The following is a 17,269-nucleotide window of genomic DNA, read 5'->3' as shown; positions in this document are numbered from 1 at the left end:
AAGCCGCTAAGTTCCGCGGCTTTTTTTAACTATTTTTCATTTGTTATATTAATATATTTATCTACCTTTAATTCTCGTGGTCTTTCATGATAGCCATTTGAAATTTCTTTTCTAATGATAGATTGGTGTAAGCATATACAATTGACATCAGTTATTCACTCAATAATGGTTGATATTTTCTCATTAATTGGCGCAATCCTTCTTCACTTACCGGTCCCACAATCCGTTCAAGCTCTTCACCTTGTGCATTAAGCACTACCGTCGTTGGAATGGATTTTACTTGGAAAGCTGTTCCTACTCCATCATCTTCATCCCTTAAGATTGGATATGTCACGCCGTATGTTTTCATAAAATCTGCGAGTGCTTCTTCACCGTTGTCACGTGCCGTTAAATTGATACCGAGTAAAGCAACCCCCCTAGGCAAGTTTTCACCAAAACTTTGTAAATGAGGCATCTCTGCTTTACATGGCGGGCACCACGTTGCAAAAAAATTAACAACAGTTAAAGATTGTTCCTGTTCAGACAGTCGATATTGCTCACCCGTTGTAGTTGGTAAATCAATCGCTGCACGGGTCGTTGTCTTTATGTTTTCTTCAACATCCATCAGCATGATTGCAACTAAGCTTAAAAGTCCTGCACCTGCTAAATACTGAGCGTGCTTCGTTCTAAAATAAACAGTTAATAATACGGCACCATGAAAGAGCGTAAAGCTTGAAATAAAGCCGTCTAACCACATGAGCAGGAAAAATTGAACGAGTAATACCTGCTGACTTTTTATTCGTTCAATTAAAATAAGGGTAAAAATCCACATACCTACAACAAACCACTGTTCCTGAAAGCTGTAAAAAATAAGCTGATAAACTGCTGCAAGTCTTACCCAATACATCCAGCCTGCTTCCCAATCAAACACTTTCCGCTTTCGGTACAATAGGAAAGCGACAGCTACCAGTGCTGATAGATGGCCTTTCAAACCCCCATCAAAATAAATTAGTGATAATGGTGCCTGAAAGAAATCTGATCCCGAGAAAATTATATAACTGAACTTCCATATGAAAATATACGTATAAAGCAAATGTTCAATCAGTTTATTTGTTGCTCCATCCTTATGGCGATTACGGAAATCGCTATAAAGGATGGCAATGACAAAAGCGAGCCATGCGATAGGAATATTCACTTGTCCCAATGATAAATATGTCATGTTTCATTTCCTTTCCAATCGCTAAGCTCGCAAATCGTTACTTAAAATTATAAGCTGTTACAATCGGTTCACGATTGTTCACTTGATCCTGATAGTATTCATATAAGGAAATCCCTAAGAATGAACCCGAGATATTCGCTACATTTGTATAGCCACTATTATTGAGTGCCATCACTGCATTATAACTACGCTGTGATGAACGACAATGTACATAAACCGGTACATCTGTAGGGATTTCCTCCATACGCTCACGTAATTCGCCCAGTGGAATGTTCACTGCCCCTTTCAACGCCCCTTGCGCAAACTCATTCACTTCTCGCACGTCAACAATAAAAGCACCTTCTTCTACTAAACGGCGTACATCGCTCACACGCACCTGCTTAAACCGGCCAGCCATTAAGTTCGTTGCTACCAAGGCTGCTAAATTCACAACATCTTTTGCTGTACTAAACATAGGCGAATACGAAAGCTCCAGCTCTTTTAAGTCTTCGATTGTTCCGTTCATTGTAATCAATGTCGCAATCACATCAATACGCTTATCTGCATTGCCTTTTCCAATTGCTTGCGCGCCGACAATTCGACCCGTAGGCAACTCATAAACTAACTTGAAATGAAGGGGGTTACTCGAAGGCATTAAGCCGACTTTATCAGGCGCGATAATATATACGGCCTCCACTGATAAACCGATTTCCTTTGCAGTACGCTCATTTAACCCCGTAGACGCTGCAGCATAGTCAAATACTTGAATGCTAGATGAACCGATGACACCTTTATTTTTGGCCGGTATTCCATACATATGATCCGCTGCCGCGCGTGCTTGACGTTGAGCAGGACCGGCAAGTGCTAAACGAGTTTGTTTGTTCATCAGACGATGATACACTTCGATGACATCCCCAACTGCATAAATATTTGGATCGCTTGTTTGGTAATTTTGATTAACTTTAATCGCACCCGTCTCACCAATTTCCAAGCCTGCTTCTGTCGCTAAAGTTGTTTCCGGACGAACGCCAATGGCTAAAACAACAATGTCAGCTGCAACTTCTTTCCCTGAATTTAACTTAATTAAATTCGGCGTAATTTCTGCTAAGCCATCACCGACGATTAACTCAACACCTTGATCAACCATTTCCTTATGCAAAATTTGTACCATGTCTTCATCAAACGGCGTTAAAATTTGCGGTGCAAACTCGACAAGCGATACATTTCGACCTGCTAAACGTAGGTTTTCTGCTACCTCAACCCCGATAAAGCCTCCTCCAATGACCGCAATATTTTGTGCGTCCTGTTCTATAATTGCTTTATGTAAACGCTCGATATCCACAACATTTCTTACGGTAAATACATGCGGTAGATCATTGCCTGGCAACTTCGGGACAATTGGAGTCGCACCTGGTGATAAAACTAACTGATCATAGTCTTCTGTTGTTTGTTCACCTGTAACGGTATTTTTCACTGTCACCGTCTTGTCTGCACGATTAATGGCAATAACCTCACTATTTATGCGGGCATCAATGTTATGCTTAGCTTCAAATGAATCCGGTGTCATCATTAACAGCTTCTTGCTATCTGCAACAACTCCACTTAAATAAAACGGTAATGAACAATTTGAGAACGATACATGTGGTCCTTTTTCAAACATCACAATTTCTGCCTGCTCGTCTAAACGACGAATTCTTGCTGCTGCAGAAGCTCCACCTGCTACCCCACCAATAATTACTACTTTTTTCATCTTAAGCCCTCCTAAGTTTCACAGTTAATTTGTTATTACTACTTACTTCACACAATATACCCCACGAGGTATATTGTCAACGATTTTAATATAAATACAAACGACAAATTTTAGTCTACTCTTCGCTTATTTACCCCAATTCTTCACAAAACCATATAAACACAGGCATTTCATAAAAAAAGCTCAATCGCTCTTAAGTCCTAATACAGAAAATGCTAAACAGTTTTTAGGTTTACGCCCCCTACTATATAAAAATATACCTAGTAAAAAACTCGTCAATCAACGTAGATTAACGAGTTTAGATGCATGAATAATGCAGCATAATGATTAACTTATGAACAACCCAATTCAAGCCAGTCTCTGTGCACTGTTATATATAAAAATACTGCATAGCAAGATTAAAGAAATGATGGCAAACATATAATCTATATAAACCGTTAATAACCATCCACCTAAAATTGGACCTACAAATCCCCCAATATTTTTGAACTGTGCTGCACCTAAATACGTTCCTTTTTGATCTTCAGGAGCAATTTCTTCAATAACAGCATTCATCATTGGAAAACAGAAGATTTCCCCTACAGAAAAAATAATCATACTCACGACAAACATCCACGAACTGTGAGAAACACCGAATAAAAACAAACCGACAGCAAAAATAACTACTCCTATTTTTAAGGATGCATATATGGATATTTTTTCACTGAAGATGGTTAAGGGTAATTGGAATGTTAAAACAGTAATCGAATTAGCTACTATCACATATGCAAAGAGTTTTACTCCCTCTTCCACATTCATATTAATAAATTGAGGTAATGTCGAATCAAATTGCGAGTAACCAATTGTTATTAATATACCACCAGCAATAAACAGTAACAGCTTTCGATCGTGAACTACTGCATTTAAAACAGTAAATACATGCTGGTTTGTACCCAGCTTTTTCTGTTTCATTTCGTAGCGATTTAATATGATAAATAAAAATAATCCGTACATCGCGTACATTAAGCCAGTGATCATAAATGGAATCGATGGACTTGTTAAGCTTGCGACCCACACTCCAAGCAAGGGACCAATAACAGCCGCAATATTAATAGCCGTATACCGCACTGAAAACAGACGCCTCTTTTTAGCATCTTCCGTAAAATCAATCATGAGTGCCTGTGTTCCGGGCTCAAAAAATGAACGGCATAAACCATTAATGGCATTTAAAACAACAAAGTAAATTGCTGAAGGCGCTAACGCAAAGCCGATAAATGTAAGACTCCAAACAAATACCGTCATGATAATAACAATTTTCCGACCAAAACGATCTGTTAAAAAACCGCCAAAAAAGCCGCCAAAAGTAGAAAACAGAGGGGCGATTCCAATCGTTAAGCCGATTAGTAACGGCGAAGCTTGCAGTTCATTATGTAAATACAATGCTAAAAATGGGATAGCCATAAAACTGGCTGTTCGTACAAAAATGGTTCCGCTTAATATTATCCATACAAGTGGATGGAAATATTGAAAAATTCTTTGCATAAATTGTCTCCTCTAGTTTTCCTTTGGATGTAATTTCCATTATACATAACTTCCGTAAATAATATTTCACTAATGTGAATTTTCTATATTTTATCTCTTCATTTCCAGTAAAATGGTATAATTGCAGAAAATAATAGGTTAGGAGGGTAAATTCAAGTGAAGCTTACGAAAGAAGAGAAATCGTGGATATTGTATGATTGTGGGAATTCAGCTTATTCAATAGCCATTACTACTGCCCTGTTTCCAATTGTCTTTGGTATGTTTAATGGGGTAAATAATATGGATTTAGGTTACTTTAATTCACTTGCCAGTATATTTGTTGCTGTACTTAGTCCGATTTTAGGGGCCTTTGCGGATTATAAAGATAAGAAAAAACGTTTCTTTACATTTTTTGCTTTAGTCGGTATTATCTCTACTCTTTCCTTTACATTTATTTCACCTGAAAGTGGACAATGGCAGCTATTAATTGTCATGTACATTTTATCCTGCATTGGCTTTGCCGGAGCAAACATTTTCTATGATTCTTTCTTAGTTGATGTTACGACGGATGAAAAAATGGATAAAGTATCATCATCCGGTTTTGCATTCGGCTATATTTCGAGTGTCATCCCTTTTGGAATAAGTTTAGCCGTTATTTTCCTAATGGGAATGGATGAAGCGATTGGCTATCAAATCGGTTTTTGTATTACGGCATTATGGTGGGGATTACTGACAATCCCGATGATTCGTGATGTAAGGCAGCGCCATTATATCGAACCAGAACCAAATCCCGTTGGCAAAAGCTTTAAACGTTTAGGTCAAACGTTTCTAAATATTAAAGATTATAAAATCGTATTCTTATTTTTAGTCGCTTACTTCTGCTATATCGATGGTGTTGATACAATTATTAAAATGGTTGTACCTTATGCAACGAGCGTTTTAGGACCAGATAGTTTAAATACATTTATGCTCTTAGGTATTTTACTCGTTATTCAAATTGTTGCTTTTCCATTTGCACTGCTTTATGGTTCACTTGCAAAAAAATATTCCACACGCTCTATGATTATTGCAGGTATTACCACATATATGATTGTATGTATTGCGGCATTTTTCATATCTGAAATGTGGCATATCTTTGTCCTTGGAATTATGATTGGCTCTGCGCAAGGCGGAATTCAGGCCCTTAGTCGATCTTACTATGGAAAAATTATACCGAAGGAACGCTCGAATGAGTTTTTCGGCTTTTATAATATTTTCGGGAAGTTTGCAGCAATTATCGGTCCCTTCTTAATGGCTTTAACAACAACTCTGACAGGTGAAGCAAGATATAGTATTTTATCGATTATTCCATTATTTATTATCGGCCTCATCGTCTTTTTAATGCTTCCTAAAGATGTAGGTCGTGAAACAAGAACAGTAAGGTGATTATATGAAACAAAAAAGTAAATATGTCATTGTCGTTTCGTATGATGCGTTTTCTAAAGACAATTGGGAAAGCGCAAAGTCGAAACCGAATTTAACAAAGTTAATTGAAAATGGTGCTTCCACAAATTTAGTGAAAAGTGTGTATCCGACCCTCACCTATGTTATTCACAGTTCGTATGTGACAGGCATGTATCCAGATAAACACGGTGTATTTCATAATAATCCGTTCCAGCCTTTCGTGCCTGAAAGCGAACAAAACTGGCATTGGTTCCGGAAGGATATACAGGCACCAACTGTGTATGAGGCCGCTCATAAAAAGGGCCTTACAACAGCAGGATTATTATGGCCAGTAACAGGAAAAGCACAAATCGATTACAATATCCCTGAAATTAAAGCAGTCAAAAATGAAAACCAGGCATTAAAGATTTTAAAAAGTGGAAGTAAATTATTCACGCTCCAGATGGAATTAAAATATGGCAAAATCAGACAAGGAATCAACCAGCCTTATTTGGATGATTTCACAACAGTATGTGCAGTCGATACGATTAAAAAGAAAAAGCCGAATTTACTGCTAATGCATTTAATCGATTTGGATGATTCCAAGCACTTGCACGGTACACAAGGTGCTCACATCGAAGAAGTAATAGATCGTATGGATCGGCGTATTGGTGATTTAGTTCAGGCGACCAAGGATGCCGGCATTTTTGAAGAAACGACTTTTATAATTGTTGGGGATCATAGCCAGCTTGATGTTCAATATAAAGTGTATTTAAATCGGTTGTTTTATGATGAGAACTTAATTTATGAGCAAAATGGAGAATGGCAGTGGCGTGCCTATGTGCAAGGTGCTGGCGGTGCAGCCTATTTGCATGTGCAACCCGGAGATTCCGAGGCGGAAAGAATTGCTCTTTCCATTTTACATGATGCCAAACAACATGAATCCTATGGCATAGAAGCCATTTTAAGTACAAAGGAACTGAACGAACTCCATGTAAATAATCGATTCCGTTATATGATTGAAGCAAAGGAAGGCTACTCTTTTGAGGATGACCATTTACAGGAAGCGGTCGTTGATTTACATGCACAAGGTAAAAAATACGCAACACATGGTTATTTACCATCTAAAGCGAATTATACGAGTAATTTAATTATTTCAGGTAATCAGGTCATTGCCGGCACTGATATTGGTGAAGTAAGTGTTGTCGACATTGGTCCTACAATTGCACATATATTAAATCTTGATTTACCTAATACAGATGGCCGGGCGTTGACCGAATTATTTAAGTGATGACTTCTATAAGCCGTTTGTCATTTTTCTGATAGGCGGCTATTCAACTCAACCAAAATTGCGAGGTAACTAACTATATGTTGATAAATGAATTCAGCGATAATCTATCTAAATACAAACTACCGGAAGAATATGACGAGACTTATAAAAATTACACAGCAGATTTAGATTTTATCGAGGCTTATTTAGGAGAAAACAAGAGCACCATCATTGAACTTGCTTGTGGAACAGGACGCTTGGCAATCCCATTAGCCAAAAGAGGTCATACAGTTTACGGTGTGGATATCGATCAAGGCATGCTGCATTTCGCACAGGAAATGGCACGTAAAAAAGGTGTTGACATTCATTTAAGTGTACAAGACTGCACACAATTGAACTTACCGATTAAATCAGATTTTATTTATATGACAGGTAATTCATTTCAACACTTCCTAACAAACGAAAGCCAGGATGCTCTATTCATGTCAGTCAAAAAGCATTTAAATCCAGCGGGGGAATTTCTATTTGATACGCGAAATCCGATTCTCCATGAACTTGCGAAAGACGAGATTTATGAAGAATCTATAGATAAAAATGGTGAAACATGTACTGTCATCAATCAAGAGACTTATGATCCATTAACACAAATATTACATTGTACATCCACCTATACATCTTCTCAAAAAGAATATAAAGATCGTATTAAATTAAGATATACATATCCATTAGAAATGCAACGGCTTTTAGAGCAGCATGGATTTGAACTGATTCATATTTATGGTTCCTGGACAAAAGCAACCTTTGATGCAAATAGTATTTCGATGGTGATTCATGCAAGGTTAAAGAATGCTTAATATAGCTTTATCCCCTTCTAATTGTTAAAACTAGAAGGGTTTTTTTTGGTGCTGTTAAAAATTCGAGTTATATTTTTCTCTAATAAAGTTTAATAAAGGCAATAATTGCTCACTCTCTCGAACGTGCTTCATATAAATTTCTACAGGAAATAAATGCATATGTGGCTTTAATTCTAAAATTTTCAATCTCCCCTCTGCCAGTTCTTCTTCTATGAGAAACTTAGGTAAAAATCCAATTCCTAAACCGCCTAATACTAATTGTTTCACGATATTACTTTCTTTAATTGTATTTTTCCGGGTAATTTTGTGCTCTTGTTCTATTAGGGTTAATAGCGGCTCTATTCCTTCCAAATACCCTACAAACATTGGATAATCATTAAGTAGCTCTGACAATATAATTGATATTTTTTTATCTTCCTCTATAAATGACGATGGGTAAGTTAAAACAAGTGGACTTGTTTGTAATTTTTCTGCATGAATATCTTTAAACTTACTGTTGCTTGTACCTATCGCAAGGTGAACCGTTTGTAAGCGAATTAAAACATCTATATCATGTGATTCTTCTATCACGATATCAAGCTCGTAGTTTGTAAAATGGGACATAAATTCATACAAAATTTCTGGTAGTTTTGTTGTTACCAATATTGGAGACAGCGCAATGGATAATTGGATCTTTTCAGAATTTGAATACGTTAACAATAACTGTTTATTTTCATCAACCTTCTCTAAAATTTCTTTCGCTAAAGGATAAAAATATTCCCCTTCTCTTGTAAGTTGAATTTGCGTATGATTTCGCACAAACAGAGGTACCTTTAAATCTTCTTCCAATAATTTTATATGTACGGAAATGCTTGGTTGTGAAATAAACAGCCTTTCAGCAGCTACCCTAAAATTGCCGCATTCATAAACTGTCACAAAAGTTTTCAACCATTTCAACTCCATTATTTCACCTTCTTCTAATTAATATTATTAATCAATTTTATTAAATTTTATTAATTCAGTTAATTTAACTTTTATTATACGATAAATTCACTCAAAAGAAAGAAGGTATGAACATGGGAAAAAATCAAATAATCTCAACTTTTAATCGCTTTGCAGAAATGGAAGCAAAAGATAACAGCCCTCTATATGAATTTTGGTGCCATCGCATCGTTCAGGATGATCTTCTGCTGGATTTAATCGAGCATATTCCTAAGACACAGCCTCAACCAAATCTATTTTTTGCTTCAGTGCAATATTTAGCATTAAGAACGAAACAGCCGTTAGCTCACTGTTTTCTTTACCCGGAAGAGACCAAATTCGAAATGAGCTTTCATTTATTAAAAGATTTCTGTAAGGAAAATGAATATGAGTTAATTGAATTATTCCAAACGAAAAAAGTGCAAACAAATGAGGTTCAACGAGCAGCTTACTTGTACCCCATTTTCCATGAAATTTTTAAACGAGGTAACAAACCATTAACACTAATCGAGATTGGAACAAGTGCAGGATTATTATTAAACCTTGAATATTATCAATACGAAATTCAACAATCTGATCCTATTCATTATGGAGCTAAAGGGAGTTCCCTTCAGATACACGCGAAGAATTTAGGAGATACTTTAATCGGGGTTGATACATTTGAAATTAAAAATCGCTTAGGAATTGACTTAAACATTATCGACTTAAACGTGGATGAAGATTTTTATTGGCTTCAATGCTTAATTTGGCCAGAGCAACAGAAGCGAAAAGAAAATTTAAAAAAGGCCCGAAAAATCCATTTAAACTGTGAGAAAACTTTATTAGAAGGTGATTTCAGAAAGTTAATTCCAAAGTATATTGGCGAACTAAATGAAGAATCACAAATTGTCATTTTTCATACGCATGTTGCCAATCAGTTCCCTTCTGAATTAAAGGAAGAATTATTAATAATGATCAATCATTTAAGCAGAAAAACACCGATTTATCATGTTTATAATAACCTTTACGATCAACATCTTCATGTAGATTATATTCATTCAAGTGAAACAACTAACTTAAAAGTATTGAAAAATACAGATGGACATGGGCATTATTTTTATTGGAATTAATGATTTAAACCAATAAAAATCAGACCGCAATAATTATCAAAAATATCCATTATTTCTCCGCTATACTAAATCTTGAGGTGAGCGCAATGTATAGTTTAATCGTGCAGGATATTATTAATACGCTAGAGGATCATCTTTTGGAGCAATGGCAGCTGGAAGACTATGCTAAGAAAATCGGCTATTCGAAATTTCATTTAACGAGAAGTTTTAAAAAGGAAACGGGCTTAACTATAGGCGAATATATTCGAAAAAGACGACTTGCAATAGCTTCTTATCTATTACTGCATTCCGATTTAAGTATTATGGAAATTTCGCTTGAATGCCATTTCCAATCTCAAGAAGCGTTTACTAGAGCATTCAAAGAGCTATACAATATGCCCCCAGGAAAGTACCGCAATCTAATGAAATCAATTATGCGAACGGAGGAACAGGAAATGACGACAACAAACGAAGTAAAGGGCTGGTTTTTAAGCGGGACTAATCCAGCAGCGTACACGATGAAAGCAGATACTGAAGTATTTCATACCGGAACAAAATCCGGCTATTTAGGCTGTTTGGAACCTTCTACTGAAGGACATTTTGGCACAATGATGCAGTCCTTTTCGGCAAAAAATTGGGTTGGCAAACGTTTCAAAATATCATGTTTTATTAAAACAAAGGAAGCAATGAAATGCGGTGCGTGGTGCCGTATTGATGCAAAAAACGGGGATTTATTACAATTTGATAATATGGACAACCGCGCAATTCATGGTACGACAGATTGGAACTACTACACGATTGTGCTAGACGTACCCGAAGAGAGTGCTTCCATTCATTTTGGACTTTTACTCGCCGGATCAGGAGAAGCATGGATTGATGGCATTAAGTTTGAAGAAGTGGAGAAATCCGTAGCCACTACAAATATGATTGGTTCCGTTGGAGACCTGCCATTAGAGCCGGTAAATTTAGGATTTGATGATTCTAAATAGGTATATTCAATATAATTGCTTCTTAAGAAACTTAATTCCAGGTTATAGACCTACTCCTTATAATCTGGAATTTATTTTCCTATATTAAATCCCTTTATCGATTACTCAAATACGGTTATGCTATCACCTGGCCCCGCCACAATTAATAACTGTTCTCCATCCAACCTTGCCTCCATTTGCCAGCCTTCATAAGCATCATTATAGCCAAACACCTCAAGCTCGATGCCCGATTCAAATGTAACGTATAAATCATTCGCTGCTACAAGCTCCACTGTAATAATTTTTTGAAATGCTAATCTACAAAGCTGCGGCAATCGTTCTGTATCCCCCATCTCCATTCGGATTATTTCCTCATTTTCTTTAATTTTAAAGGCGCCTTCTATACATATATACACTTCATCATATAAATTATTATTTACAGATAACATTAACTTTGGTCCCCAAAAGTGCAGACCATCCACCGTTTCACTTATAAAAATCTTTTCAATTGTATTTTTTATGTCCTTTATATCACACATTTTCTATTCCTCCCCAATAAAACCGCTGTATATTTATTATCCTTTAATTCCGAAATAAGATATGCTTTAAATTGTATTCTACTATAACACAAACCAGGAAAATAATGGCTCACCCTACACATAAACTAATAGGAGATACTTATGGACCAATTAATCAAGCAACTTGAAAAAAATAATATCAAATTTAAAGTATATCTCTACTTTGCCCCTTATTTCCGTAAACGCTGGGAAGATGCTTTCGTTCACCATTTAAGTAAAACTGAAAAGGAAAAAATATATCTTTACGGAAATCGTTATAGCTGTGGCTATTTATGGCATGTTTTTAGTAATGAACGAAAATCCCATTTTGTAAAAACTGCTGCTAACAAAGCCTTTGATATGAAAAAGAAAACAAAGTGCTACGTATTTCATCAGCGATTACCTGAAGTTTTATTAGTTGAGCGAGCAGACGCACTAAAAGCCATTCTTTTTCAACTGGAAGAAGATGTATATATTGTAGATGAGCAATTTACGTGGACATATGTAGTAACACATGAAAGTGACTTTGGCCCTTACTATAGTGAGGCAGACTACTTGAACTAAGGAGATAAAATTTATGCATCATACCATTGCCGTGATATTAGAAGATTGGGTTGAAAAAATAAATGAAGATGAATTTTATTTATCTACTGCATTTGACAAACTCATCCAGGAAAAAACGAGTTTCGAAGCATTTGACTTCATTCCTTATATGCTCGATGCCATCTTAGAAACGAATGATGATTTCGTTGCCTCTCAGCTCATTTTTTATATGAACTGTTTATATGGAAAGGCTGATACAACAGAGATCCACCCGATACTTTCTCAAAATCAGGAGAAACTTGAGCAGCATATAGCTACGTTAAATGGGCACAACGCTATCAGAGAATACCGTGAATTTAAGCGGGATTTACGTTTAACGTAATATATAGAGGGAGGCATTATTTACAGATGAGAGGACTATCTTTTGAAATTCCTAACAAATCCGGACAATACTTGTTAAACATTTTAAATGCTTTCGATTTCACACAGTATTTTTGGAAGACTGGTGGTGAGGAAGCTTATTATATTGAAAATGATGAATTAGGTGCACCTCTATTTCCGAAACCACATGTGTATTCAGGGGAAGCGTTTTATAATAGAATTTCTGCAGGAAATTATTATGTCCTGTTCGCTGACTTAAAAGCCTTTAATGACCCTTTACATGTGAAAGAAATCACTACATATGAAGAATTTTTAAACAGCCAATGTGAATTCGCGCTTTTACTCGTTGATTGTTCCTATGTAACAATTTATACAAAAAATCAGAAGGTCCTTACCGCGCTGTATACAAAAGCAATTGAGTCGAAATATGAAAATGTTGTCTATATTACAGATGAAAACGACAACAGAACTACTTTTGAGATCTTTTAAGGTAAGAAATTAAAAAGGAAAATGCACTGGTTTAGGCATTTTCCTTTATGAATGTTTTAATAATAACCTGAATTGTAAAATATCCGAAGACGTTTTTTAAGCCATTACTTTTGCTTCGCTATTCTCTTTATTGGTTTTCACGGTGTTCAATACAAAAATCCCCACTACAATTAATCCACCAACTACATCCGTATAGAACTCAGGGATAATGAGTAATAATGCACCTGCTGCTAAAATGATACGGGTGATGCCGTTCATATAGGTTTTGAAATACCCTTCAATTGCAGCACCAATTCCCACTACACCCAAAATCGAAGAAATCGTTACTGATAAAATATCAGGAATCGATGCCAACGGGAATTCAGTTGCGTTCATTGGTAGTCCTGTCGGATCAATTAGGAGCATGGCAGGAGCGTATACGAATAAATAAGGTACAATAAAACCAGCAAGTGCCAAGCGAACGGATATGACACCCGTTCTCATTGGGCTGCCGCCAGAAAGTCCTGCAGCCGCAAATGAAGCCAGAGCGACAGGTGGTGTGATATTGGCAAAAATACCAAAATAGAATACAAACATATGCGCTACTAAAAGCGGTACACCGAATTCAGCAAGTGCAGGTGCGACCATCGTTGCGGTAATAATATAAGCTGGAATACTTGGTAGACCCATTCCGAGAATAATCGAAGCAATCATTGTCAGGAATAAAGTCAAGAATAAACTGCCTGAACCAAGTGTTGTAATGGCCGAAGTCAAGGTTGAGCCGAAACTTGTCAAATTCACTACACCGATAATGATACCAACTACTCCACAGGCAATAACGGTAGAAAGAGATTGACGTGCCCCATCCTCTAACGCGAAGAAAATATCTTTAAACGACATGCGTGTATGCTTTCGCACTGCTGCCACAACAACGGTTAAAACAATCGTCCAAAAGGCAGCATGTGCTACAGGCATCCCTGAACCGAGTAGGACAACTAGCCCCACTAACGGAACTATTAAATGACCTTTGTCTAGTAACACTTCTTTTACACGTGGCAGGTCGGGTTTTGGAATGCCTTTTAATCCATCTCGCCCTGCCCTAAAATGTACTTGCATAATTACCCCTAAAAAGTATAAAAGTGCGGGAATGACAGCAGCAAGTGCAATCGTACCGTAACTAATACCTGTTGTTTCCGCCATAATGAAGGCACTCGCTCCCATAACAGGCGGCAGAATTTGTCCACCTATGGAGGCACTTGCCTCTACGGCTCCAGCGAAATCTTTTTTATACCCGATTTTTTTCATTAAAGGAATAGTAAAAGCTCCTGTTCCGACAACATTCGCAACGGCGGATCCATTAATACTCCCCATAAATGCACTAGAGATAACCGCCACTTTGGCAGGTCCCCCTTGTTTATGTCCTGCTAAAGCAAGTGCTAAATCGTTAAAGAACTGACCCATTCCAGATTTAGATAAAAAAGCACCAAACAAAATGAATAGGAAAATGAATTGCACGGAAGCTCCGATGGCTGTTGAAAATAATCCTTCTGTTTTTAAGAACAATTGACCGAAAATATCACCTAAGTCAAATTCTCGCGTCATCATCATACGTGGTAGCCAACCTTGGTGACTGAAGAACGGATAACTTAGGAATACCAATGCCAAAACTGGTAAAACCCACCCTGTTACACGTCTTGCGGTTTCTAGTACTAATAGAACCGTCATGATCGCAACGATAATATCTATTGTGTTCGGAATACCACCCCGCGTGGAAACAATATCCTGATATTCTACAAATAAGTAGCCACAAGCTCCAATACTTAAAGCAAATAAAATCCAATCATAAAAAGGAATTTTGTCTCTTCGTTGTTTGTTGAAGGTTGGATAGATTAAAAACACAAGCCCCATGGCAAACAGTAAGTGAACTGAACGCAATAACAGGGTCGGAATCGGATTAAACGTAATATACAAATGGAATATTGAATACAGAATGCCTAAAATACTCAGCAGGATGACTAAACTTTTGTTACTGTATTTCCGTACTTTGGAATCAGTATCGTATTTTTCGAGTACTTCTTGTACTTTCTCACTCGAAATTTCTTCAGCTAACACCTTTTCTTTTTTTTCTTCTGTCATAACTTTACCCCCTTAAATACCATATCCCATAAAGAGAGGTTCGTTACGGAAATGGTAACCGCTTCATAATTTTTTGTCAGCTTGTACAATGGAATTTCCTTTCCTTCTATCACAAATGTGCTTTGTACGTTCTCAGACACAACTAATTGCAGAGATTGGAACATTCTGTCGATGTCCATCGTCACATAGCCGTTTTCAAGCACAGAATTTTTTCCGTCATTAGGTGTGCTGGGGACCCCCGCCCCGAACGTTTTAAATGACGTGTGTGTTAAAAGTAGTTGATCATTTTTTATTTCATAAAACTCTATCCATTCTTCTTTTTCCACCGAATGAATCCATGCCAGTCCAAATGTGTCCTGCCAAGACCAATATATCTGCTCATCCGCCTCGACAGTTACTACTGAAAAATTCAAGAAAAAAGAAGCGAAAAGGAGGGCGATTACTACCGCTCCTCCGATTGTAAAGCTCTTACTTCTTTTGCTCATCATAATAACGTTGTGCACCTGGGTGAATTGGTGCCACTACGCTTTCTTGTGCAGCATCTAATGTAATATCATTTGCAGCTTGATGTGAATTTTGAAGAGTAGGTATACTTTCAAAGAATTTCTTCGTTAAATCATATACATCATCTTCACTCATATCCGTACGAACAACCAGAGCGTTTGGCACAGCCGCTGTTGTAATCGCTTCTTCATTTTTGTACGTATCTACTGCGATATCATACGAAATAAAGTACGGATGTTCTTTTGCAATTTCTGCTACTTTATCAGCGTTTACTGATACTAATTGGATACCTGTTGTTTCAGCTAACTCCATGACAGAAGCATTTGGTAAACCACTCGTTAAAAAAGCTGCATCAATTGTTCCAGCTTTTAAGCCATCCGCTGCTTCCGCATATCCTAAGTAGTCCACTTTCACATCCTCATATGTAATCCCGTGCCCATTCAGTAATACGCGGGCATTAATTTCTACACCTGAGTTTTGATCTCCAACAGCTATGCGTTTTCCTTTTAAATCTTCAATTGTTTTAATTCCCGATCCTTCTTTCGTGATAATCTGTACGACGTTCGGATACAATGTTGCGATTTGAGATACATTTTTAATAGGTTCTTTAAAACTTACTTCTCCATTGACTGCTTGCGACAAAGCGTCACTCATGACAAATGCCATTTCTGCTTTCCCTTGTTCCAATAAATTAATGTTTTCCACAGAAGCGCCCGTTGTTTGCGTACGAGAGTTTACATCAAACTCTTTAACGTATTGATCAGCAAGCGTTGTACCGATGATATTATAAGGACCACTCGCACCACCTGTTGCAATTGTTACGATATTTGTTTCCAAACCTTCAGTTGCGTCAGTTCCCCCATTTTCTTTGTCATCATTCCCATTACAAGCAGCAAGTGCCAATGATAATGATAAAGCAGAAGCTAAAATTAATTTTTTCTTCATGAAATTCCTCCTTATTTTTTATACTATACTGCTAGTTTAGCTATTCAGAACAAAAAAGAAAACCCTCATATTACAATTTATTCTAAAAATTACGAATAAATGCTAAATTCAGCGCATATCTCCTATTTATTAAAAATTCTAACTTCTTCATCGTGATATCTGGATATTGGGGAGAAAACAGTAATTATGGGATTTAAAAAATCGAGCACTACAAATGTTATCAAACGTCGGTTTAGTACTTGTTTTACTTGTATTCAATAATCGGGGGATGCAACCTTTTATTGTAAAATAAGTCAGATTACACAATCAGGTATTGTGATAGGGAGTGTTCATCATTGGAATTTCATTAATATTTTTAATGGTTGTTGGCATTATTGCATTTTTAACGTTTTTCATTCCTGTATTTATAGCTGTTAGAAAAGTTCAAAAAGGAAACCCACCTCGAAAATTTTCTTATGTAATAGTAGGACTGTTGGTTTTTCATTGGGTATTTTACTTAGTTAGTGGTTACGCTCTTTTACCAACAAATATTGCGGATGCTGTGTTTATACCAGTATGGTTAGTATTATGCGTCGCAGGTGCAATTACAGCAATCTATGAATTTAAAAACAATAAAGTTTTTGCTATTCCAGTTGCTGGCTTAACCATTATCAGTTTATTACTTTGTATTTTTATCTATGGAATATCAAAGATGTAAATTAGCAATCGAGCTCGATTTTTTTATAAGCATCGCTTTTCTTATTAAA

Annotated in this window: 17 protein-coding genes; 9 read left to right on the top strand and 8 right to left on the bottom strand. The window is 36.7% G+C overall.

The features are described 5' to 3' along the window. Positions 1-151 precede the first annotated feature (151 nt). The 3 genes from SNE38_RS04360 to SNE38_RS04350 form a co-directional block, all read right to left on the bottom strand. Positions 152-1,198: a TlpA family protein disulfide reductase gene (locus SNE38_RS04360; RefSeq protein WP_336045935.1), complete on the bottom strand. Its 1,047-nt coding sequence runs from the start codon at positions 1,196-1,198 to the stop codon at positions 152-154. Positions 1,199-1,235: 37 nt separating this feature from the next. Beyond that, positions 1,236-2,927, bottom strand: a complete 1,692-nt coding sequence (locus SNE38_RS04355) for an FAD-dependent oxidoreductase (protein ID WP_336045934.1) — start codon at positions 2,925-2,927, stop codon at positions 1,236-1,238. 348 nt (positions 2,928-3,275) lie between these two features. Beyond that, entirely contained in the window at positions 3,276-4,448 is a 1,173-nt protein-coding gene (locus SNE38_RS04350) for an MDR family MFS transporter (RefSeq protein ID WP_336045933.1), read from the bottom strand. A 156-nt stretch (positions 4,449-4,604) separates the two neighbouring features. Here SNE38_RS04350 and SNE38_RS04345 point away from each other — a divergent pair, with 156 nt between their 5' ends. From SNE38_RS04345 to SNE38_RS04335, 3 genes are all read left to right on the top strand, one after another. Then, positions 4,605-5,852: an MFS transporter gene (locus SNE38_RS04345; RefSeq protein ID WP_336045932.1), complete on the top strand. Its 1,248-nt coding sequence runs from the start codon at positions 4,605-4,607 to the stop codon at positions 5,850-5,852. A 4-nt stretch (positions 5,853-5,856) separates the two neighbouring features. After that, positions 5,857-7,140 (top strand): alkaline phosphatase family protein, encoded by a 1,284-nt coding sequence (locus SNE38_RS04340; RefSeq protein WP_336045931.1) that lies wholly within the window; start codon positions 5,857-5,859, stop codon positions 7,138-7,140. A gap of 77 nt (positions 7,141-7,217) precedes the next feature. Next, positions 7,218-7,973 (top strand): class I SAM-dependent methyltransferase, encoded by a 756-nt coding sequence (locus tag SNE38_RS04335; protein WP_336045930.1) that lies wholly within the window; start codon positions 7,218-7,220, stop codon positions 7,971-7,973. Positions 7,974-8,027: 54 nt separating this feature from the next. On the opposite strand, the gene SNE38_RS04330 is transcribed toward SNE38_RS04335, so the two are convergent. Next, entirely contained in the window at positions 8,028-8,915 is an 888-nt protein-coding gene (locus SNE38_RS04330) for a LysR family transcriptional regulator (RefSeq protein WP_336045929.1), read from the bottom strand. 113 nt (positions 8,916-9,028) lie between these two features. Here SNE38_RS04330 and SNE38_RS04325 point away from each other — a divergent pair, with 113 nt between their 5' ends. Both SNE38_RS04325 and SNE38_RS04320 read left to right on the top strand, forming a co-directional pair. Continuing rightward, positions 9,029-10,042 (top strand): DUF2332 domain-containing protein, encoded by a 1,014-nt coding sequence (locus tag SNE38_RS04325; protein ID WP_336045928.1) that lies wholly within the window; start codon positions 9,029-9,031, stop codon positions 10,040-10,042. Between the two features lie 86 nt (positions 10,043-10,128). Then, entirely contained in the window at positions 10,129-11,010 is an 882-nt protein-coding gene (locus tag SNE38_RS04320; RefSeq protein WP_336045927.1) for a helix-turn-helix transcriptional regulator, read from the top strand. Positions 11,011-11,111: 101 nt separating this feature from the next. Here SNE38_RS04320 and SNE38_RS04315 read toward each other — a convergent pair whose 3' ends face one another. Then, positions 11,112-11,528, bottom strand: a complete 417-nt coding sequence (locus SNE38_RS04315; protein WP_336045926.1) for a hypothetical protein — start codon at positions 11,526-11,528, stop codon at positions 11,112-11,114. 141 nt (positions 11,529-11,669) lie between these two features. On the opposite strand from SNE38_RS04315, the gene SNE38_RS04310 reads away from it, so the two are divergent. Genes SNE38_RS04310 through SNE38_RS04300 form a run of 3 tightly spaced genes read left to right on the top strand, consistent with a single transcriptional unit; the run spans position 11,670 to position 12,959 of the window. Next, positions 11,670-12,110, top strand: a complete 441-nt coding sequence (locus SNE38_RS04310; protein ID WP_336045925.1) for a DUF4275 family protein — start codon at positions 11,670-11,672, stop codon at positions 12,108-12,110. A gap of 13 nt (positions 12,111-12,123) precedes the next feature. After that, positions 12,124-12,471, top strand: a complete 348-nt coding sequence (locus tag SNE38_RS04305; RefSeq protein ID WP_336045924.1) for a hypothetical protein — start codon at positions 12,124-12,126, stop codon at positions 12,469-12,471. 26 nt (positions 12,472-12,497) lie between these two features. Then, positions 12,498-12,959: a DUF2691 family protein gene (locus tag SNE38_RS04300; RefSeq protein ID WP_336045923.1), complete on the top strand. Its 462-nt coding sequence runs from the start codon at positions 12,498-12,500 to the stop codon at positions 12,957-12,959. 96 nt (positions 12,960-13,055) lie between these two features. Here SNE38_RS04300 and SNE38_RS04295 read toward each other — a convergent pair whose 3' ends face one another. The 3 genes from SNE38_RS04295 to SNE38_RS04285 are packed head-to-tail and all read right to left on the bottom strand — an operon-like array spanning position 13,056 to position 16,523. After that, a complete protein-coding gene (locus SNE38_RS04295; protein WP_336045922.1) occupies positions 13,056-15,074 on the bottom strand; it encodes a TRAP transporter permease in 2,019 nt (672 codons plus the stop codon). Continuing rightward, a complete protein-coding gene (locus SNE38_RS04290) occupies positions 15,071-15,487 on the bottom strand; it encodes a DUF1850 domain-containing protein (RefSeq protein ID WP_336045921.1) in 417 nt (138 codons plus the stop codon). The genes SNE38_RS04295 and SNE38_RS04290 overlap by 4 nt, the downstream gene beginning before the upstream one ends. Before the next feature lie 55 nt (positions 15,488-15,542). Then, on the bottom strand, positions 15,543-16,523 hold the full coding sequence (locus SNE38_RS04285) for a TAXI family TRAP transporter solute-binding subunit (protein WP_191703045.1): 981 nt from the start codon (positions 16,521-16,523) through the stop codon (positions 15,543-15,545). Between the two features lie 358 nt (positions 16,524-16,881). Between SNE38_RS04285 and SNE38_RS04280 the strand changes: the two genes are divergently transcribed. Continuing rightward, on the top strand, positions 16,882-17,220 hold the full coding sequence (locus SNE38_RS04280; protein ID WP_336045920.1) for a hypothetical protein: 339 nt from the start codon (positions 16,882-16,884) through the stop codon (positions 17,218-17,220). Positions 17,221-17,269: the final 49 nt, after the last annotated feature.

Origin of the sequence: Solibacillus ferritrahens, from assembly GCF_037027585.1 — a bacterium.
GTDB classification, from domain to species: Bacteria; Bacillota; Bacilli; order Bacillales_A; family Planococcaceae; genus Solibacillus; species Solibacillus ferritrahens.
The sequence above is the reverse complement of the archived record's forward strand: the minus strand, read 5'-3'. Positions and strand labels throughout refer to the sequence as shown.